Genomic DNA, 21250 nt, shown 5'->3' with positions numbered 1-21250 from the left:
GGCGCAATTCGGGGGTGCCAGTCCTACTCTGAGTTGACCGAAAAAAAGAAAATGCACGAGTTTGACCAAGGTTTCAATGTAAGTGAAACGGTTTGGACGAGTCCTTTAAACTCCCCGCGCGGCAGCAACGGATTCTCAAGGAATTTGGCGATGAATTGTAAGTTCCACGAGTGCTCTCAAGCGCGGCGCTTTGCTGTGAGTTTGACATGATTCAAAGTTATGAAGCTGGAAGAAGTGAGCTTTCATTTGGCTTTTTTGATGGCTTGATGTTTAGCGGGCTCTGCTTCTTTATTTGCGCGCTGTTTCTATTCCCTGTTTTCGTTGGTGGGTCATTTCACAATCAAGCTCGAATTGCGCAAACCTTCCTCTTCTCTCTCGCTGCCTTGTATATCGCATTGAGGCGTTGGAATCTACCTTTGCATCTCACAAAAAGTGCAAAGCTAGTATTCGGCCTACTGGTAATTTTTTCAGTTACATCTGGCGTCCACGCAATAAACAAAGCAGCCTCACTACGAGAGTTGGGGCTTTTTCTCGGTGTGGCTGGGTTTGTTATTGCCATCGTACACATTTGCTTTCGCTCGGGTTTCGAGCAAAGACTAGTTAAAATAATTATTGCTGGCTGGGCACTGTATTCGTTGAAGTTTCTTTTAATGCTTGCAATGGTATTAGTAGATGGCCAGCGTCCAAATGCGTGGCTTTTAATTTCAGGATTTGACAATCCGAGATTTCTTAATCATTCCCAAACAATTGCATTGCCATTGTTGGCAGGCATTTGCCTAAACAAAAAGCTCAGTTTTCCGTGGCGAGGAATTGCTGCGTTTGCTTTGGTTGTGAATTTTATGTTGCTGGCAATGACTTTTGGCCGCGCAACTATTCTGGCTTTACTTTGTATTGCCGTCCTTTCAGCACTTGTCTTTGCAGAAATTGGTCGAAAGCTTGCAGCTGTGATTATTTTGGCCGGAATGTTTGGATACTTGTTTTTTCACTTGATATTCGAAGTGGTGCCTGCTTGGCGTGATTTGTCAATTGCCGCGCAAATTAAAAATTCCTCGGAGGCTGGTAGTGATCATTCACGATTTCTACTTTGGAATTTGGCGATTGAATATTTTAAATCGTCACCAATTCTCGGTGTAGGTCCGATGAACTTTGCGGAATTTAAGAATCCCAAAGGGGCACATCCGCATAATATTTACTTGCAAGTTTTATCAGAATTTGGCCTGCCATTTTTTCTACTATTTTTTGGATCTTTAGTCGTTCAAGTCGTTCGACTAACTCAGTATTTGAAACTTAATTTGCAGCATTTTGCAACCAGTGGAATTGCACTTGGTAGCTTTCTGGCTTTAGTAGCTGCTGCAATTGACGGTATTTTTTCAGGCAACTTTGTCATGCCAACTTCCCAAGTTTGGATTGCCTTGACCTTGGGTTTGTTCCTCGCGAGCTTGGCCCGGCAGCGCTGTCTTGTTGAATTGTCAGGGCTGCGTCGTCAAGGTTCATCCAATCTACTTTGGCGGGGATTTCTGGTGTTGCTCCTTTGTTCCCAATTGTGGATGGCCATTCAAAGCCTTAAGGAGGTTATGCAACCAGAGCCGAGAATTGGTGTAAGGAGTCAAACGACAGAACCCAGTGAGCTATGGCGGCCAAGGTACTGGCTGGACGGATGGCTAGGCAAGTGATTTTTATTCTTTTGACTAGTTGAGAAGTGGGCTGCGCGTGCTCTTCAACGAGACAGGACCGAGCACTTGATGAATATCCAATAACCGTTAGGTTTTTGAAGATACATTTCTCTCGAAACTATCGTGAAGATGTTGCAATCATGATGGGGAAGAAGACATCAAGTGGAAGAGCACTGGCACTATCGTTTCAAAAATCACCTAAGATGGAAATAGTCGGCTTATTGATGATGGCTTTGTCCGTCTATGTGCTAGCCCGTTTGTTGCATTCTTCCGAGTCAAAGCTCTAAATCTTCAGTCGTGAGGTATTGCGCAGACCGTGTTGGCTGGTGCGCAAGTGTCAGCGCAGCACTGGAAGGAGTTTGGTCGTCAGGGGACGCTTACGAATGCACTACGGCTTCAGTTGGAGAATGGGGTCAGACGATCTTTGCTTGACGTGCCTGCACACTAGTTTCCAAGTCGAGCAACTTTTTCTGTCTCAAGGCTTTCAACCTTGATTCCAGCAGAATAGGGGTTTCCGACTGGTTCTTAAGGGCGGCCGGTCTTGAAGAAAAACCTCCGCACCCCCCCCGCATCAAACGGGCTCCAGGCCCCCACCCCCTGCGCCAGCCGATCTGCCACCGCGTAAAGCGCCAGCGGGTTCATCCCCAAGCCGATATGGCTGGCCGGCACTTCGATGTTTTCGCTGTGGTCGCTGGGGGGGTTGATGCTGCAGCGCCAGGAGACGATGCCGTCGCTGCGGGAGTAGATCGACGTGGTGGGCACCGGCGGCGTTTGGCGGATCTGCGCCATCAAGGCGGGGTCGTGGGTGTCTTGGCCGCTGACCAGTTCGAAGAAGCGCCAGGCATTGGTGGCGCGTGGGTGGCCGGTGAAGGGCGTGCCCAGGGTGATGACGCAGCGGGCGTGGTCGGGCAGCTCCTTGGCCAGTTCGCGGGCGTAGATGCCGCCCAGGCTCCAGCCGATTAGGCTGACCGGTTGGGCATGATGCTTGAACAAGCGCTTCACATCGGCGGAGCATTGCTCCAGCACGCCGTGGCGGGGGCCGAAGTTGAAGCCCTGGCCCCAGGGATGGGTCTCGTAGCCCAGGGCATCCAGAAAATTGCGCAGCGGCTTGGTGGTGAGGTCGTTGGCACCGAGGCCAGGGAAGACGATCACCGGATGCCCGTCGCCGCGCGGCAGTCGGCGCAACCAGGGCGAGGCGGCCAGCAAGGCGGCGAACTCCCAGGGCGCGCGGCCCTCCAGCATCAGCAACAAGGCATTGGGCGCGCTCAGGTCCAGCAGGTGATGAGAGTGGTGAGGGTGATGCTGGGGCGGCGCCGAAGCCTCAGCCTTGGCTTGCCCGGCCCGGCCTTCGCGCAGGCCGCGCTGCTTGCTTGGACTGGACAGGGTGGCGCTGCTGCGTGGCTTGCGTGGAGAGGCGGCTGGCATGCTGGGCTGGGGGTGGCGCGTGGCAGCAGACCCTCAGGTCGAGCCGACAGTGGCACCAGGATGGATGGACACGGCTTCGATATTAGCCACTCCGCGCCGCTCGGCCTCAGTTCTAGAGTCCTCTGCCCATTTGTGCGAGCCGTGCCGGTTCAAGGCCGCAGGCTGTTGTCGATGTCCACAAAATGCCAGAACTCATTGCGGAACATGGGGCGGCGATAGCCGATCAGCCAGGGCTGCGAGATGTCGTTGCGGATGCGGTGCACATGGGTCTTGATGGGCATGTAGGCCGCCTGGATGCGCTTGGCCTGGAGGAGCAGGGCTTCGCGCTCGGGGCCGTCGGGCATCACCAACATGCGCTCGTACAAATCGTCGAACTCCTTCAGCCTAAAGCGTGAGATGTTCTGGTTGCCCGCTTGGGGGCCGTACATGTATTGCAAGGTCTCCAGGCCATCGGGCGAGTCGGCTTGATTGCCCATCATCCACAGCATCAGCTTGCCGGCGCGGGCTGCCTTCATTTGCTCTGGCCATTTGCCGGCAAAGAACTTGACCCGGATGTGCAGGGCATCAAAGGAACGCTGCCATAACTCGTCGTACTGGCGGGACTGCGAATCCGGTTGCGTCGCCACCTCAAGCAGCAATGGCGAGCCATCGGGCCGGTCGCGCCAGCCGTCTCCGTCGCGGTCCACAAAGCCGTAGGCATCCAACAAGCCAGCCGCCCGAGCCGGGTCGTAGTTGCTCATCTCGGAGCGGTACTTGGGGTCGTAGCCCGAGGTATGCGGGACCACATGGCTTTGCGCCAGCACGGCCTGGCCGCGCCGCACCTGGCGGATCTCTTTCTCCACATCCAGCCCCAGGGAGATGGCACGGCGCAGCGCTACCTGAGCCGGCGTGTAGCCGCCTACCGTCGGGTCTTCCATATTGAAGAAGGTGAAGGCTTCATCGGCCGCCAAGATGCGGTGCAGATGCATGCCGCGTTTGAGCAGATTGGGTGCCAGCTTGCCACCGGGCAGGGCGGTGTTGATGAAGTCATTGGGCACGATGAAGGACAGGTCGGCCTCGCCATTCAAGAAGCTCAGCCAACGGGGCTGGGACTCCTCGATGATGGAAATCTCCACCCGGTCGATCATGGGGATGCGTCGGCCCTTGAAGCGGGCGACCAGGGCTTGGCCCTCGGCATCGTCGGCGGCCGGTTCCGCCTCGTAAAAGCGTTCGCGATAGCCCGGGTTTTTCTCCAGCACGATGAGGCTGGAGCGCCGCCATTGTTTGAGCACAAAGGGGCCGGTGCCCACGGGGTGCTCGGTGATGCGGTCGCCGTAATACTCCACCACCTCGCGGGCCACAGCACCCAGCAGGTCGTTGCTGGCGAGGTTGTCCAGCAGGCGCGGCCGAGGCTGGTCCAGATTGATCTGCAAGGTGTAGCGGTCCAGGGCGCGCAGGCCGGGCAGGGGCGCGTCGTAGTCCAGCGCGCGCTTCTCGGCCATGGCCTTGTCGCGCAGGGCGCGCAGGCCCTGGATGCCCATCTCCTCCAGGCTGGCGTAGAGGGGAGCCTTGATCTTGGGGTCGGCAAAGCGCTTGAAGCTAAAGACGTAGTCGGCCGCCGTCAGCTCACGCTTTTTGCCTTTGAAGGCCGGGTCGTCCGCGAAGTAGATGCCGGGCTTGAGTTTGATGGTCCAGGTCTTGAAGTCGTTCGTAACCTCGGGCAAGGCGGCCGCCGTCAGCGGCTTGGCCTTGACCGGCAGGGCCAGGTAGTCGAAGGCGTAGAGCGCCTCAAAAATATGCGGGGTGATGGTGCGGGAGTAGGTGTCGCTGATCTGCGCCGGGTCGAAATTGGTCTCTGCAATCTCGAAGGCATAGCGCAGCACCTTGGGCGCGGGCTTCGCCTCAGCGGCCAGGGCCAAGCTCAGCGGCAACGCAGCCAGCAGTGCGGCGGCCCCGAAAAACTTTTTCAAGCAAGAAGCGAAAGAGGTCCGCATGTTTTTCATCAGGGCTTTTTGCGACTGTTGTCGATGTCCACGTACTGCCACCAGTCCTGCGCGAACTGCGGGCGGCGGTAGCCGATCAGCCAGGGCTGGGCGATGTCGGTGATCAGGCGATGGCCGCGCGCGCGATAAGGCGCATAGGCCACACCCAGACGCTTGGCATCGCGGAACACCGCCTCGCGCTCTGGGCCGTCCGGCATGCTGTTGGCCTGCTCGTAGAGCTTGTCCATGGCGGGCAGATTGAAACGGGCGTAGTTCTGGCCGCCGATGCGCGGGCTGTAGAAAAAGCCCAGCGCGTCCTGCCCATCGGGTGAGGAGGCGGAACTGCCCAAGGACCAGATTTGGAACTTGCCGGCGCGCAAGCTTTTCAGGTTTTCCGGCCATTTGGCCGATTTGAACTTCACCTGCAGGCCGATCTGAGCCAGGCTCTTGGCCCAGATTTCATCGATCTGGCGCTGGAAGCTGTCCGGCGTGGTCAAGCTCTCCAGCAGCAGGGGGCTGCCATCGGGTTGCTCGCGCCAGCCATCGCCGTTGCGGTCCACATAGCCGTAGAGGTCCAGCAGGGCGCGGGCACGTTGCGGGTCAAAGTCGCCGTTCTCGCTCTTGAACTGCGCGTCGTAGCCGGTGGTGTGGGGCAGCATGATGGACTGCGCGCTGATGGCCTGGTCGCGGCGGGCGATCTTCATCTCGCGCTCGGCATTGGTGGCCAGCGAGATGGCGCGGCGCAGAGCGATGTGGGCGGGCTCAAAGCCGCCCAGCACCGGGTCTTCCATATTGAAGACGGTGAACAGCACATCGGAAGCCACCACCGTGTAGCTGTGCATTCCCTTCTTGGCCAGGGTCGGCGCCAGCTTGCCGCCGGGGATGGCTTGCGAGGTGAAGTCCTCCGGCAAGGTGTAGAGCAGGTCGAACTGGCCGTTCAGAAAGGACAACCAGCGTGGCTGGTTCTCTTCGATGATGGCCACCTCGACCCGATCCAGCATGGGCAGGCGCCGGCCCTTGAAGCGGGCCAGCAAGGCCTGACCCTCGGCGTCATCGGCATTGGGTTCGGCGTCGTAATAGCGCTCGCGATAGTCGGGGTTGCGGACCAGCTCGATCAGGCTGCTGCGCCGCCAATTGCCCAGCTTGAAGGGGCCGGTGCCCACCGGGTGCTCCATGCTTTTGTCGCCATAGGTCTCGATCACCTCGCGGGCCACGGCGCCCAGCAAGCTGCCGTCGGCCAAGACCTGGGGCAGGCGGGGTCGAGCCTCGGCCAGCCTGAGCTGCAAGGTGTAGCGGTCCAGGGCCAGCAGGCCGGGGATGGCCTTGTCGTAGTCGAAGGGCTTTTTGCTTTTCTCGATCTCGGCGCGGTACTCGTTCAAGCCCAGCAGATGCTGTTCTTCCAGCCCATCCCAGGTGGGGCTATTGGTCACCGGGTCGGCAAAGCGCTTGAAGCTGTAGACGTAGTCGGCCGCCGTCAGCTCGCGCTTCTTGCCTTTGAAGGCGGGGTCCTCGGCGAAGTAGATGCCGGGTTTGATCCGAATCGTCCAAGTCTTGAAGTCGGCGCTGTGCTCGGGCAGGGCGGCGGCCGTCAGGGGTTTGAGCTTGAAGGGTCGGGCCAGATAGTCGAAGGTGTAGAGGCCCTCGTAAATCTGCTGGGTGATGATGCGGGAGTAGAGGTCTTGCACCTTGGCCGGGTCAAAGCCGGTCTCGGCGATCTTGAAGGCATAGCGCATCACCTTCTCGTCTGCGGCCTCTTTTTGCGGCGCAGCGGCCTGGGCTGGCGAAGCCGCCAGGCCGAGGCCGCTCAGCAGTGCCGTGATCGCAAGACCTCGGGAGGCCGTTCGGGTCAAGAAATTTCGACGGGCTTGCGATCGTTTCATCATCTCTAGGGCTTGGGGCGTAGGCTGTTATCGACGTCCACGTACTGCCAGAAATCCAGCCAGAACACGGGGCGCCGGTAGCCTAACAGCCAAGACTGGCCCATATCGGTGTAAAGCCGGTGCACATGGGGTTTGTACGGAACGTAGACCGCGGCCAGGCGCTTGGCTTGTAGGAACAAGGCCTCACGGGCTGGGCCATCCGCCATGCTCTGCATCTGCTCGTAGATGCGGTTGAACTCGGGCTGGTTGAAGCGCGAGAGGTTTTGCCCGCCGCTGGCCGGGCCATAGAGTCTTTGCAAAGACTTCAGCCCATCTTTTTGCTCGGCCCGCGAGCCCACGCTCCAGGTCATGAAGCGGCCAGCGCGCGCGGCCTTGAGGTTTTCCGGCCACTTCGCCACCTTCATCTCCAGGCGCAAGCCCAGATCGTTCATGGCTTTTTGCCACTGCTCGTCGAGCTGGCGGTACTGCGAGTCGGACTGGGTGTTGCGCAGCAGGACCAGCGGGCTGCCATCGGGGCGTTCACGCCAGCCATCGCCATCGCGGTCCACATAGCCATACACGTCCAGCAAGGCCTTGGCGCGGGCCAGGTCATGGCTGGCCATATCGCTTTTGTACTCGGCCGAGTAGCCGGTGGTGAAGGGGGCGATATTGCTCTGCGCCTGAATCGCCTGGCCGCGCCGTACCAGCAGGATCTCGCGCGGGATGTCCAGGGCCAGGGAGATGGCCCGACGCAAGGCGACTTGGGGCGCCGTGTAGCCGCCTACCAGCGGGTCCTCCATATTGAAGGCGGTCAGCGTCACATCCGAGCCCACGGCTGGATACGCGCGCAGGCCTTTCTTGGCCAGGTTGGGGGCGAGGTGGCCGCCGGGCATGGCCTGGCCTATGAAGTCCTCGGGCAACTGCTCCATGAAGTCGTGCTCGCCATTCAGAAAGGACAGCCAGCGCGGCTGGTTCTCTTCGATGATGGCGACCTCCACCCGGTCCAGCATGGGCAGGCGGCGGCCCTTGAGGCGGGCCAGCAAGGCCTGACCCTCGGCGTCTTCGGCGGCGGGCTGGGCGTCGTAGTAACGCTCGCGATAAGCGGGGTTGCGTTCCAGCACGATTTGCGAGGAGCGCCGCCAGGACTTGAGCACAAAGGGGCCGGTGCCGACCGGGTGCTCACCGATCTTGTCGCCGTAGAACTCCACTACCTCACGCGCCATGGCGCCGTAGAGGTCGTTGCCGGTCAGGATCAGCTCCTGCAAGCGCGGGCGGGGCTCGGCAGTCTTGAGCTGCAAGGTGTAGCGGTCCAGGGCGCGCAGGCCGGGGATCTCGCGTTCGTAGTCAAAAGGCTTGCCGCTCTTCAAGGCTTGCTGGCGCAGCTCGGCCAGGCCCAAGAGCCCGGCCTCTTCAAAGCCCGCCCAGTTGGGGCTTTTGTTGCGCGGGTCGGCAAAGCGCTTGAAGGTGTAGACGAAGTCCTGCGCAGTCAGTTCGCGGCGCTGGCCTTTGAAGGCCGGGTCGTCGGCGAAGTAGATGCCGGGGCGGATGCGGATGGTGAAGCGGGTGAAATTCGCATTCGTCTCAGGCAGGGCCTGAGCGATCAGCGGGCGTATCTGGATGGGCCGGGCCAGGTGGTCGTAGGCATAAAGCGTTTCGAACACATGGGCGGTGATGACGCGGGAGTAGATGTCGTTGATCTGGGTCGGATCAAACGAGGTCTCGGCGACGCGGAAGGCGTAGCGCAAGACCTTGGGCTCGCTTGGGCTCGTAGCAGCAGCAGCCGCCGCTGCGGCGTTTTGTGCATGCCCAGTCAAGGGCAGCCAGAGTGCGACGGCCAGGGGCAGCAGCTTCAGGCAGGACAACATCGTCATCATCTTCTTTTTCATCAAGAGACAAATCCTGTTGCCAGCGCCTGGTGCTGCAGGCGGCGCCGGTGAGGGGCTTGGCGAGAGAGGCGGGCCTCGGCGCTTGAGCCGAGGCCGGGCCGGCGCGGAGGCTTAGTTCAGGAAGGGCTTTTGTGCCTCGGCGTCGATGTCCACATAGTTCCAGAAGGTGCGGACAAAGACATTGCGCTCATAGCCCTTGACCCAGGGCTGGGAGAAGTCGGTGAAGATGCGGTGGATGTCCATCTTGTAGGGCATGTAGGCGATCATCAGGCGCTGGGCTTCGCGCATGGCGGCCAGGCGCTCGGGGCCGTCGGGCAGGGCTTTTTGCTTTTGGTAGATGGCGTTGTAGGCCGCCAGATTGAAGCGCGCCTTATTGGCCTTGCCGATGGCGCCGCCATCCGCAAGCGCCATGAAGGTGTCGTTGTCCGGGGTGCTCGCGACCCAGCTGACGCCCCACATCTGCAGCTTGCCCGCGTTGGCGGACTTGAGGTTCTCCGGCCATTTGGCGGTCTTGAACACCATCTTGATCTTCAAGGCGTCCATGCCCTTGTTCCAAAGCTCTGCCAGCTGGCGGCTGTCGCTATTGGGCTGGGTGGCGTACTCGATGCGCAGGGGTGAGCCGTCGGGCATATCGCGCCAGCCGTCGCCGTTTTTGTCGGTATAGCCGTACAGGTCCAACAAGGCCTTGGCCTTGGGCAGGTTGTATTCGCTCATCTCCGATTTAAAGCTCGGGTCATAGCCGAACACACCGGGGATGGTGGGGCCTTGCACCGGGATGCCCTGGCCGCGACGAGCCAGGCGGATCTGCTTGTCCACCTCCATGCCCAGGGAGATGGCGCGGCGCAGCGCGATCTTCTCCGGCGTGTAGCCGCCCACGATCGGGTCTTCCATATTGAAATAGGAGAAGGCGATCTCGGGGTAGATGAAGCGGGTCATCTGAATGCCGCGCTTGGCCAGATTGGGGGCCAGCTTGTCGCCGGGGAAGGCGATGCCGGCGAATTCAAACGGCACCTCGGGCAAGACTTCTGCCTCGTTGCCCAGGAAGGACAGCCAACGCGGCTGGGCTTCTTCGATGATGGCGATCTCCACCCGATCGATCATGGGGACGCGCTTGCCTTGCAAGGCCTTGACCTGGGCGGCCAGCTCGGGCTTGTCTGCAGGGGCTTGCTCGCGGTAGTACTCCTCGCGGAAGTTGGGGTTCTTCTCAAGCACGATGCGTGAGCTGCGGCGCCACTCGGCCAGGCGCCAAGCATTGGTGCCGACCGGGTGTTCCATGATCTTGTCGCCATACAACTCCACCACCTCACGGGCGACGGCGCCCAGGAAGGCGTGGTCGGCAAACTGGTAGACGAAGCGCGGGTCACCCACGCCCAGCTTGATCTGGAATTTGTAGCGGCTGAGCTCCTGCAAGCCTTCCACCGGCTGGTCGTAGTCAAAAGGCTTCTTGGCCTTCATCAACTTCTGGCGCAGCTCTGAGAGGCCCAGGATCTTGACGTTCTCCAGCAGATAGAGATTGGGGCTCTTCCACAGCGGGTCGTAATGGCGCTTGATGGAGTAGATGTAGTCGGCCGCCGTCAGCTCACGCTTCTTGCCCTTGAAGGCCTCATCGTCGTTGAAGTAAATGCCGGGTTTGACTTCGAAGGTCAGGGTCTTGAAGTCGGCCGAGATCTCCGGCAAGGCCACCAAGGTGTTGGGCTGCAGCTTGGGCGTCTTGGACAGGTACTCGTACTTCAGCGGCGCATCGAAGATGCCGGCGGCCACGGTCTTGGAATAGGTGTCGGAGATCTGCGCCGGGTCGAAGCCGGTTTCGGCCACGCGGAAGGCATAGCGCAAGACCTTGGGCTCGCTGCTGGGCGCCGCCGCGGCGGCGGCTTGCGCGCTGGCGCTCGTTGCCGTGGCGCTAAAGACCGCGGCCGCAGCCACAGAAAAACTGAGGCAGGCCATCAATTTTTGCAGGCCCAATGAGCGGGCGGGAGGCTGGGCGGTGGGGGTGGTCTTGTGCATGGCTTGGGGCCAGGCCGAGTGGGCCGGACGGGCTTTATTCACGGGTTTCATTCTTGGAATAGAGAGACGGACGACAGAACTCGTGGCCCTGCGCGCAGTCGCGAAGTCTAGTGCCACGGCGGGGTTTATGTGGGCGAACGCCGCCCACAAGGCCGATGAATTCAGGGTCCCCGGACAAATGCCGGGGGATTTCGGGCGCGTCGTCGACTAGACTCGCGCCACATTTCTTTCATGAAACTTATTCGAGCCTAGGCCCCATCACAAGCGGGCGCCGGTTTGAGCAAGCTTTTCAATTTCGCTTTCGCGATCTGATACCCGGAGACCCGTAGCAATGGTGGCCTACCTGTTCAGGCGCTTGTGGCAAATGATTCCGACCTTGCTCGGCGTCGTGCTGCTGGTGTTCTTTCTTTTCAAGTACTTCGGTGGTGATCCCGCCGAAATCATGGGGGGCCTGAATGCCAGCCCCGAGCAGATCAATGCGATTCGCGAACAGCTGGGTCTGAACAAGCCGGTCTGGGAACAGCTCTTGATCTTCATCAAGCAGATCGTGACCTTTGACTGGGGCAAGAGCTGGGCGACCAATGAACAGGTCTCCAGCCTGTTTGCCAGCCGCCTGCCGGCGACGCTGACCGTCATGCTGCCCATCCTGATCCTGGAAGTCCTGCTGGCGATTCCCTTCGCCCTGGCCGTGGCCTATGTGCGCGGCAGCCTGACCGACCGCACGGTGATGATTCTGAGCACGGTGGCGGTCTCCATCTCGCTGCTGGTCTATGTGATCGTGGGCCAGTATGTGTTCGCCTTCCGCCTGGGCTGGTTCCCGGTGCAGGGCTGGACGGACAGCGTCTGGACCAATCTGACCACCTACGCCCCCCTGCCTATTTTTGTGGCGGTGGCGGTGGCGATTGCGCCCTACACCCGTCTGTATCGCACCTTCTTCCTGGACGAAATCGGCCATGACTATGTGCGCACCGCGCGCGCCAAGGGTCTGACCGAGCGCACCATCCTGCTCAAGCACGTGCTGCGCAACGCCATGATCCCCATCATGACGAATATCTCGGTGGCCCTGCCTGGCGTCTTCGTCGGCAGCTTCTTGCTGGAGGTGTTCTTCTCCATCCCGGGCCTGGGCCGTGAGATCTTGCTGGCGGTGAATCGCAGCGACTATCCGGTGATTCAGGCCTTCGCGATCTATATCGCTTTCCTGACCATGGTTGTGAACTTGATTACTGACCTGCTGTACAAGCTGGTCGACCCACGGGTGGTGCTTAAATGAGTGCGGTCATCTCCAATAACAACAATGCCGCGGCGCCCAAGAGCGCCCAGCGCTCCGAAGGCGTCTGGTCGGCCGCCTGGCGCCGCCTGCGCAGCGACAAGGTGGGCATGGTGTCCATGGTCATCGTGGGCTTCTTCCTGCTGCTGGTGTTCGCCTCCAGCACCGGCCTGATCGCCAAGAACTGGCAAAAAGAAGTGGGCGTGCCCAATGCGCCGCCGACTTTCGTCGGCCCCGCACCTGCTGAGGCAAACAGCGTGCTGGCCGCACCCAAGGGCCCCAATGTGGACCTGAGCGATATCGACCCCCTGGCGCCCAAGTACGCCGAGTGGGAAGAGCGCGCCAAGACCTACAAGACCGAGGTCATCGTCAAGGCCGAGACCCTGCCCCTGGGCGGCGACCGCCTGGGCCGCGATGTCTTGTCCAAGGTGATCAAGGGCGCGGAAGTCTCCATCCTGGTGGGCGTGTTGGCGGCCGTGGTGGCCACCATCATCGGCACCGTGCTGGGCGCCCTGTCGGGCTTCTTCGGCGGCAAGGTGGGCGACTTCTTGGAGTGGGTCTACAACGTCTTCACCGCCATCCCCAGCATCTTGCTGATCTTTGCCTTCGCGGTGATCTTCGGCCGCGGCGTGCTGTCGGTCGTGATGATTCTGGGCCTGGCGGGCTGGACCGGCATCTACCGCCTGATTCGCGCGGAGTTCATGAAGCACTCGGTGCGTGAGTATGTGCGCTCGGCCGAGGCCATCGGCGCCTCCAAGTTCTCGCGCATGTTCAAGCACATCTTGCCCAATGTCTCGCATGTGGCCCTGGTGCAGCTCTCCCTGCATGTGGTGAGCTTCATCAAGAGCGAGGTGATCCTGTCCTATCTGGGTCTGGGCGTGGGCGTGGACCAGGTCTCCTGGGGCACCATGCTGTCTGAGTCGCAAAGCGAGCTGATCCTGGGTTACTGGTGGCAGCTGGCCGCCGTGACGGCGGTGATGGCTGTTTTTGTGACCGCCTTCGCCTTGTTCACCGATGCCTTGCGCGACGCGCTGGATCCCAAGCTGCGTGGCCTGGAGTGATTTGAAAATGTTGCTAAGTATTCAAGACCTCAAGGTCGCCTTCCGCATGGGCAAGGTGGGTGGCCAGATGCAGCGCACCCTGGCCGTCAAGGGCGTCAGCTTCGATGTGCCAGAGAACTCCACCGTCGCCCTGGTGGGCGAGTCGGGTTCGGGCAAGAGCGTGACCGCCATGTCCATCCTGAACCTGCTGCCGGACAACGCCGAGCGCCAGGGCAAGATCCTGTTCCAGGGGCGTGACCTCTTGCAGACCAAGCTGCCCGAGCTGCAAGCCATACGCGGCCGCGACATCGCCTGCGTGTTCCAGGACCCGATGAGCTCGCTCAACCCGGTGTTCACCGTGGCCGACCAGATCATGGAGCCCCTGATCAAGCACATGGGCATGACGAAGCGTCAGGCCCTGGTGCGAGCCGAGGAGTTGCTCAACGAGGTTGGCATCCCCGAACCCAAGCGCCGTCTGAAGGCCTACCCGCACGAGATGTCGGGCGGCCAGCAGCAGCGGGTCATGATTGCCGTAGCCCTGGCTTGCAGCCCTAAGCTTTTGATCGCCGACGAGCCCACCACGGCGCTGGACGTGACCATCCAGCGCCAGGTGATGGAGTTGATGGCCAAGCTCAAGGACACGCACAAGATGAGCTTGCTGTTCATCTCGCATGACTTGGGCGTGGTGGGTGAGATCTCGGACCAGGTGGTGGTGATGCGCCATGGCGAGATCCGCGAAAAAGCTCCCGTGGCCGAGATCTTCAAGAACCCGCAAGACAGCTATACCAAGGCCTTGCTGGCCTGCCGCCCCAGCCTGACGGAGAACCCGGCGCGGCTGATGGTGATCGACGATCACATCGCCAACCAGATGGGCCAGGGCAAGGCCGCCGCGGTCGAGAAGGCCAAGGACCCGAACGCGCCGGTGATTCTGGAAGCTCGCGCTCTGAAGAAGAGCTTTTTCTTCGGCAGCGGCCTGTTCGGCAAGAAGGAATTCAAGGCGGTCAAGGAAGTGTCTTTCAAGCTGCGCAAGGGCTATACCCTGGGCGTGGTGGGTGAGTCCGGCTCCGGCAAGACGACCATGGGCCTGACGCTCTTGCGTCTGCACGAGCCCACCGGCGGCGAGGTGCTGTTCGAGGGCCAGGACCTGCTCAAGATGAGCGGCAACGACTGGCAGAAGATGCGCCGCCGCATCCAGGTGGTGTTCCAAAACCCTTATGCCTCGCTGAACCCGCGCTTCACCATCGGTCAGACCCTGGTCGAGCCCATGGAGATCCACAAGATCGGCAAGGACCACGACGAGCGCCTGGCGCGCGCCAGCGCCTTGCTGAAGAAGGTGGGCCTGGACGACACCGTGCTGAACAAATACCCGCACGAGTTCTCCGGTGGCCAACGCCAGCGCATCGCCATCGCGCGCTGCCTGACGCTGAACCCCGAGGTCTTGGTGCTGGACGAAGCCGTCTCGGCCCTGGACGTGTCGGTGCAGGCCCAGGTGCTGAATCTGCTGAAGGACTTGCAGGACGAGTTCGGTCTGTCCTACATCTTCATCAGCCATGACCTGGCCGTCGTCAAGTTCATCTCCGACGAGGTCTTGGTGATGCAGAACGGCGATGTGGTCGAGCAAGCCGAAACCCAGGCCCTGCTGCACGCACCTAAGCAGGAATACACCCGGCGCCTGCTGGGTGCCGTGCCACGCGGCTACCAAGAAGCCACGACGGCGGCCGGTCTGGCGGCCTGAGGCCTCAGGCCCAATTCGAGCGAGGGCGGCATTCATCGCCGCCTCGCTCGCTTCAGCAAGTCCTAGGGCTGCGGCTTGCTGGCCAGCTATGGGTTTGGCGCAACGCCAGCCGCACAGGCCGACTCGCGGTAAACCCGCGGTTGAGCCAAGGGCCCCCTGTCAGATGCTCGCCATGCCCTAGGATGTGCGCTCGTCGGTTTGACAATTACTGCACATTCAAGCGCATCTGATCTGTCAAGCCAAGACCAACGCCGCCGATATTCGTACGAATGAGCATGGCTTGCTGGTTTACTGCTGAGTCGGGTCGACTCGACCCTGGACGCGCGTCCGGGTCGGGGGCGGCGCGCATGGCGCGGCGGCCCTTGATCCAGGCCTTGAACCGTGCGCTGCTCAGCCTGGGTTTGCTGTGCTCGCTAACGGCCTGCCAACCCGAACCCTCGGCCGCCGTCGGCGCCAAGGCCGCAGCTCCACCACCCTCGCTGCAAGGCTTGCGCCTCAGTGGCGAGGAGGCACAGAGCTTTGCCCGCGAGCTGGAGGCTATCGAGCGTGGTGGCTTGCTGAGTAACGACGAGAACGAACGCAAGCTGCGCGAGCTGCAGCTCAGAACAGCCCCCAGCAGTCTGGAGCGTTTGCAGGTGCTGGCCCTGCGCGGCGCGGCGGCGGCGCGCAGCCATGATGAGAGCCTTGCCCAGCAGATGTTGGTCGAGTTACAGGCCTGGCCCGAAGGCCCCTGGTCTTCGCTTGCCCAGTTGGCGGCCGACGTTGTCAGGGGCGAGATCCTGGTCTTGAAGGGCCAGCGGCGCGAGGCGCTAAAGACCTTGCAGGCCCTGCCGGCGTTCTCGGGCAGCAATGCGCCCAAGGACTTGCTGATCCGCTGCTACCAGTTTCAGATGCATATGCGCGGCGACGCGGGAGACTTCGACGGCGCCGTCGAGGCGGGGCATGAGGCGCTCAAGCTGGCCGATCAGATGGGCCAGAGCTGGCGCCGGGCCTTAACGCTGAGCATGTTGTCCTACGCCTATGCACAGGCCCAGCAATTGGATCAAGCCTTGCAGTTCACCGAGCAGGCCTTGGCCGAGGCGGCCAAGGACCCGGACCCGGCGCTGATGTACCAGATCCACAACTCCCTGGCCATCGTGCTCAGCGAACGCGGCCAGATGGAGCTGGCGCTGAAGGCCTCGCAAAAGACCCAGGCCTATGCCCGCCAGACCGGCTCCGACAAGCTCCTCGCCCTGGCCTTGGCCAATTACGCCGATCTGCTGCTCAAGCGCGGCAGCTACTCGCAGGCCCAGCAAGTCGCGGAAGAAGCCCTGCCCCTGGCCCTGAAGGCCAAAGACCCGACCTCGGAGGCCGTTGCCCGCTACAACATTGGCTTTGCCAAGATCTCCCAGAAGCGCGTGGACGAAGGCCGACGCGAGGTGATGGCGGCCATTGCCACCGACGAGAGGCTGGGCTCCGTGGGCGACGCCGCCCTGGGTTGGCTGGAGCTGGGCGAGTATCTGGAGCGCGCCGGCGATTTGCCCGGCGCCGTCAAGGCCTATCACCAGCACCGGCGCTGGGACGATCAGGCCCTGCGGGCCGAGACCCGCAAAGCCATGCTGGAAACGCAGGCGCGCTACGACGACGACAAGCGCGCCAAGGAGATTGATCTGCTGGGCCGCGATAACAGCCTCAAGGCCGAGCAGCTGCGCTCCCGCGATCTGCAAATCAAGCTGTGGGCGGCCATGGGCGGCTGCGTCGTCCTGTCCTCCATCTTGCTGGGCCTGGCCTATCAGCGCATACGCAAGACCAACCATGCCTTGGCGCGCAGCAATGAGGCGCTCAAGCACCAGAGCGAGCGCGACCCGCTGACCGGCCTGGCCAATCGCCGCTACTTCCAGGCCGCCATCAAGCGCCAGCCCGAGGATGGCGAGTTCAGCGGCACGCTATTCCTGATCGATATCGACCACTTCAAGCGCATCAATGACAACTACGGCCATGCGGCCGGTGACAGCGTGCTGGTCGAAGTGGCCAAGCGCCTGCGCTCGGCCTTGCGGGAGGTGGACCTGGTGGTGCGCTGGGGTGGCGAGGAGTTTTTGATCCTGGTAGCTGCAACCGAAGCCCCCCGACCTGTCGCTGCGCGTCAGGCCCCCCGAGGGGGAGGGGAAACAACTTGGGGCGGCCCGGCGTTTGTTTCCCATGAGTCCGCCGATGCCAAGGCCCTGGCTCAGCGCCTGCTGGACCAGATCGCCAGCCAGCCCATCGTGCATGGGCGCGAGACCATACGGGTGACGGCCTCGATCGGCTTTGCCTGCCTGCCCATCATGCCGCACGGTTTGGTGCCCAGCTGGGAGCGGGCCATCGATCTGGTGGACACCGCCATGTATCTGGCCAAGGCTCATGGCCGCAACAAGGCTTACGGTATTGAAAGCGTGGACGCCAAGGACGAACCGCAGCTGCAGCAGCTGACGGCGCAGATGGAGTCCTCCTGGCGCGAGGGGCAGATCAGCCTGCAAACCCTGCAAGGGCCAGTCTTGGAGCCAACGGTATGAGTGTGCGAGCCGGCTGGGTGGCGCCGCGCGTCTTGCAAGCCCTGGGCTGCGCGTGCCTGCTGGCCAGCTTGGGCGTGCTGCCGGTGTGGGCCGATGCCCGCAGCGTCTCCGCCACCGCGCCTCCGCCGGCCCTGACCGCCGCCTCGGCGAGTTCTTTGCTGGCCGATCTGCGGCCCGACGCCCCGCCCGATCCCAAGCTGGATGCCAGCCTGAGCCTCTTGCTGCGCCGCGCCTACGACAGGCCGGACGAGGCCTTGCGCGGCCTGCACCAGCTGCAGCGCGACCCAGCTAACACCGAACATCAGCAGCAGATGCGCTGGGTCGAAGCCCGCATCGCCGTCCAGGCCGCCGATTTCGTCACGGCCGAGCGCCTGGCCAATAGCTTGTCGACCGACCCTTTGTTTGGCAACCGACTGGATCTGCTGCGCGCCGAGATTGCCGATCGCCAGGGCCAGCCCTTGCCGGCCGCCGCCCTGGCTCAACGCGCCGTGGCAGGGCTGGAGAAGGCCTGCGTGCGCAGTGATTTGCGCGCCAGCATTGCCAAGGGCTGTGATTTCCGCAGCCTCTGGTATGCCTTGCGGGTGCTGGAGCGCAAGCAGCGCAATGAGGGTACCTTGCCTTTTGCCGAGGCTACTGCGCGATACGGCCTTGAGCTGGCCGAAGCCGGGGGCGACGCGTTTATGAGTGCCATCAGCATGGGCTCGCTGGCCTTGCTGGCGCATTCCCAAGACCAGGACGCGGCCTCGCGGCGTTGGCTGGTCCAAGCCTTGCAGACCGCCCAGGGCGATCCGCTGGCGATGGCTCAAATCAAGGTATATGAAGCGACCTTGGCTTCGATTCGCCGCGATCTTCCGACCCAGTTGCAAGCGCTAGAGGACGGTCTAACCTTCGCTGAACAAGCCGATGCGATTCGTGTGGGCTTGCAAATCCGTGCCAATCAGGTGGACACCTTGATGCACCAAGGGCAGGCGGCTCAAGCCGTAACTTTGGCCCTGCAGGCCCTGCCCATGGCATTGCAGCGCTTTGATCTACGCATAGAGCGAAGTCTGCGCCACAACCTCTCGGTGGCCTATGTGTATCTGGGCCAGTTCGAGAACGCCAAGCGCGAGGCCGCCCGGGTGGACGAGCTGCGCGTGGGCCAGCCCGACCAGAGTCTGCGCATGCTGGAGCTGCGCGAGATGGGCGAGGCGATGGAGGGCGCCGGCCGGGCCAAGGAAGCGATTGCCATCTATCACGAGGAGCGCAAGCTCAGCGCCCAGGTGCATGCCAGCAATCGTGAGGCCGCCCTGCAGCAACTGCAGATCAAGTACGACATCGAGCGCAAGCAGCGCGATCTGGACCTGCTGGCGCGCGACAACAGCCTCAAAGACCACCAGCTCAGCAACCGTCATCTGCTCACCCAGGTGGGGGCGGCGGTGGCGGCCCTGCTGCTGCTCTCCTTGGCCCTGACCACGGTGATGGTGCGCCGGGTGCGCGCCGCCAACAAGCGCCTGAAGGCTAACGAAGCCTTGCTGCGGGCCCAGAGCGAGCGCGACCCGCTGACCGATCTGGCCAACCGCCGCCATTTCCTCGCGGTGATGGAGCAGCAGGCGCAAAGCCGTTTCACCGGCGCCCTGCTGATGATAGACATCGACCACTTCAAGCATGTCAACGACGAGTACGGTCATGCCGTGGGCGATATCGTGATCTGCGAGGTGGCGCGGCGCATCAGCCATGCCGTGCGCCACGAGGACCTGGTGGTGCGCTGGGGCGGCGAGGAGTTCCTGGTCTTCACGGCCGACGTCAGCCAGGAGCAGCTCGGCCAGCTGGCCGAGCGGGTGCTGATGTGCATAGGCGGGGAGCCGGTGCAAAGCAGTGGCGGGCCCTTGCGCGTGACCGCCTCCATCGGCTTCGCACATTTCCCCTTGCCGCCCGCCCAGCTGCCCTTGCACTGGGAGCAAGCCGTCAACTGGGCCGATATGGCGCTCTATATGGCCAAGGCCAAGGGCCGCAACCGTGCCCTGGGCATCGCCACCGTGCAGGCGGACGACAGCTCGGCCCTGCAGCAGATCGAGGCCGATTTCGAGGCGGCTTGTAGCTCGGACCGGGTGCATTTGCGCGAGGTATTGGGCCCGCACTGAGCTTGTGCAATTTGTGCCGACAATGGCGCCGATGAAGACCACGCTCGAAACGCTGCACTCCCACCTGCGTCAACCCCATGTGCGCGAGGATGTGCTGGCCGCCTTTGTCGTCAGCGTGCTCTTGATCCCGCAAAGCCTGGCCTATGCCATGCTGGCCGGGCTGCCACCGCAGATCGGTCTCTACGCCAGCTTGCTGCCCTTGCTGGCCTATGCCGCCCTGGGCTCAAGCCCGGTGCTGGCGGTGGGGCCGGTGGCCGTGCTGGCGCTGATGATTGCCCAAGCCCTGGGCGCCATGCCGGCCGGGGTCAGCCCGGCCGAGGGGGCGCTGGTGCTGGCGGCCGAGATGGGCCTGATCCTGCTCCTGGCTGCCGCCTTGCGTCTGGATGCCCTGGCCTCCTTGCTCTCGGTGCCGGTGCTTTACGGCTTTGAGACCGGTGCAACGCTGAGCATCGCGATCAGCCAGCTGCCGGTGCTGATTGGTAGCCCGGCCAAAGGTGTGGATCTGCCTTCCTTGGCGCAAGAATTTTGGGCCCATGGCCTGGTCTGGCAAGACCTGACCCTGGCCTATGGCCTGGGTGCTTGCGCCCTGCTGCTGGCCGGGCGGCGCTGGCTGCCGCCCACCTTGGCGCGCTTGGCGCCGCTGGGCCTGCTGCTGGCGGCCATGGGCTTGGCCTGGCAGACCGATGCACTCTCCCACGGCGTGGCCGTGCTGGGCACGCTGCCGCCGCTGGATCTGCGGCCCAGCCTGCCGCGCCTGGACGCCGCCCTCTGGCTGGGCTTGCTGCCGCACGCCTTGCTCTTGTCGCTGATGGCTTACGTCAGCAGCTTGGTGGTGGCCGAGTCGCTGGCGCGCCGGCGCGGCGAGCGGGTCAACCCGGCGGCCGAGTTGCGCGGCCTGGGGGCGGCCAATCTGATCGCGGCCTTCAGTGGCGGCATGCCGGTGGGGGGCAGTTTTTCGCGCAGCGTCTTGTTGCAGGACGCGGGCAGCCGCAGTCGTTTGAGCGGCGCTTTTGTGGCGGTCTTCATGGGCTTGGCCATGCTGCTGCTGGCAGCACCTTTGGCCTGGCTGCCCAAGGCGGTGCTCTCGGCCACCATCTTGGTGGCGGTTTTGTCGGGTCTGAAGTTCCAGCCCTTTGTCGATGCTTGGCGCTATGCGCGGCCCGAGGCCTTGCTGATGTTGCTGGTCTGTCTGACGGTGCTGGGCGTCAATCTGGCCGTGGGCTTGGGCCTGGGCGTGGTGGGTTCCATCGCCCTGCTCTTGCAGCGCAGCGCGCGCCCGCATGTGGCGCAGATCGGCCGGGTGCCTGGCACCGAGCATTACCGCAATGTGGACCGCCATGCGGTCGAGTGCTTGCCCGATGTGATGGGTTTGCGCATCGATGAGAGCCTGGTGTTCACCAATGCGCGGGGCTTGAGCGATGTGGTGCAGGGCTATTTGCAGACCCAGCCCCTGGTGCGCCGGGTGGTGCTCTTGATGTCACCGGTCAACAGCATCGACTTCAGCGGCCTGGAGGCCTTGCGCGAGCTGCATGCCAGCCTCAAATCGCAAGGCCGACGCCTGGATCTGTCCGAGGTCAAAGGCCCGGTGCTGGACCGCCTGCGTGCCAGCGACTGGCAGCGCTGGTTCGAGGGTCAGGTCTTTCTCAGCCACCACCAAGGCATGGTGGAAGGCGAGCGCCCCTTGCGCAATGACCCTTCGCCGGTGATCTAAAAAAATGGGGTTAAAAAAATGGGGTCAGAGTGATTTAA

Annotated in this window: 12 protein-coding genes; 7 read left to right on the top strand and 5 right to left on the bottom strand. The window is 62.3% G+C overall.

Going from position 1 to position 21250, the window contains the following annotated elements:
- The first annotated feature begins 206 nt into the window (after window positions 1–206).
- Window positions 207–1673, top strand: a complete 1467-nt coding sequence (locus DBR47_RS09525) for an O-antigen ligase (protein WP_124449314.1) — start codon at window positions 207–209, stop codon at window positions 1671–1673.
- A 525-nt stretch (window positions 1674–2198) separates the two neighbouring features.
- On the opposite strand, the gene DBR47_RS09520 is transcribed toward DBR47_RS09525, so the two are convergent.
- The 5 genes from DBR47_RS09520 to DBR47_RS09500 all read right to left on the bottom strand — a co-directional run bounded on the left by DBR47_RS09520 (window position 2199) and on the right by DBR47_RS09500 (window position 10850).
- On the bottom strand, window positions 2199–3098 hold the full coding sequence (locus DBR47_RS09520; protein WP_370454894.1) for an esterase/lipase family protein: 900 nt from the start codon (window positions 3096–3098) through the stop codon (window positions 2199–2201).
- 149 nt (window positions 3099–3247) lie between these two features.
- Complete coding sequence (locus tag DBR47_RS09515) at window positions 3248–5071, bottom strand: ABC transporter substrate-binding protein (protein WP_124449312.1); 1824 nt, start codon at window positions 5069–5071, stop codon at window positions 3248–3250.
- A gap of 8 nt (window positions 5072–5079) precedes the next feature.
- A complete protein-coding gene (locus DBR47_RS09510) occupies window positions 5080–6939 on the bottom strand; it encodes an ABC transporter substrate-binding protein (protein ID WP_124449310.1) in 1860 nt (619 codons plus the stop codon).
- A 5-nt stretch (window positions 6940–6944) separates the two neighbouring features.
- Window positions 6945–8804: an ABC transporter substrate-binding protein gene (locus tag DBR47_RS09505; RefSeq protein WP_231512217.1), complete on the bottom strand. Its 1860-nt coding sequence runs from the start codon at window positions 8802–8804 to the stop codon at window positions 6945–6947.
- Window positions 8805–8915: 111 nt separating this feature from the next.
- The gene (locus tag DBR47_RS09500) at window positions 8916–10850 is read right to left on the bottom strand and encodes an ABC transporter substrate-binding protein (protein ID WP_231512216.1); all 1935 of its coding nucleotides are present in this window, start codon (window positions 10848–10850) and stop codon (window positions 8916–8918) included.
- 289 nt (window positions 10851–11139) lie between these two features.
- Between DBR47_RS09500 and DBR47_RS09495 the strand changes: the two genes are divergently transcribed.
- From DBR47_RS09495 to DBR47_RS09470, 6 genes are all read left to right on the top strand, one after another.
- Window positions 11140–12078 carry an ABC transporter permease gene (locus tag DBR47_RS09495; RefSeq protein ID WP_124449308.1) on the top strand — a complete coding sequence of 313 codons (939 nt, stop codon included), beginning with the start codon at window positions 11140–11142 and terminating at the stop codon, window positions 12076–12078.
- Window positions 12075–13136: an ABC transporter permease gene (locus DBR47_RS09490; RefSeq protein WP_124449306.1), complete on the top strand. Its 1062-nt coding sequence runs from the start codon at window positions 12075–12077 to the stop codon at window positions 13134–13136. Before DBR47_RS09495 ends, DBR47_RS09490 begins: the two co-directional genes overlap by 4 nt.
- Window positions 13137–13143: 7 nt before the next feature.
- On the top strand, window positions 13144–14850 hold the full coding sequence (locus DBR47_RS09485; RefSeq protein ID WP_231512215.1) for an ABC transporter ATP-binding protein: 1707 nt from the start codon (window positions 13144–13146) through the stop codon (window positions 14848–14850).
- A gap of 374 nt (window positions 14851–15224) precedes the next feature.
- The gene (locus DBR47_RS24955) at window positions 15225–17381 is read left to right on the top strand and encodes a diguanylate cyclase (protein WP_197046964.1); all 2157 of its coding nucleotides are present in this window, start codon (window positions 15225–15227) and stop codon (window positions 17379–17381) included.
- Window positions 17378–19501: a diguanylate cyclase gene (locus DBR47_RS09475; protein WP_124449300.1), complete on the top strand. Its 2124-nt coding sequence runs from the start codon at window positions 17378–17380 to the stop codon at window positions 19499–19501. The genes DBR47_RS24955 and DBR47_RS09475 overlap by 4 nt, the downstream gene beginning before the upstream one ends.
- A 31-nt stretch (window positions 19502–19532) precedes the next feature.
- Window positions 19533–21212, top strand: a complete 1680-nt coding sequence (locus DBR47_RS09470) for a SulP family inorganic anion transporter (protein WP_197046963.1) — start codon at window positions 19533–19535, stop codon at window positions 21210–21212.
- Window positions 21213–21250: the final 38 nt, after the last annotated feature.

Source organism: Paucibacter sp. KBW04 (assembly GCF_003852425.1).
Classification (GTDB): Bacteria; Pseudomonadota; Gammaproteobacteria; order Burkholderiales; family Burkholderiaceae_C; genus Paucibacter_A.
This window is presented reverse-complemented; position numbering and strand designations above follow the sequence as displayed.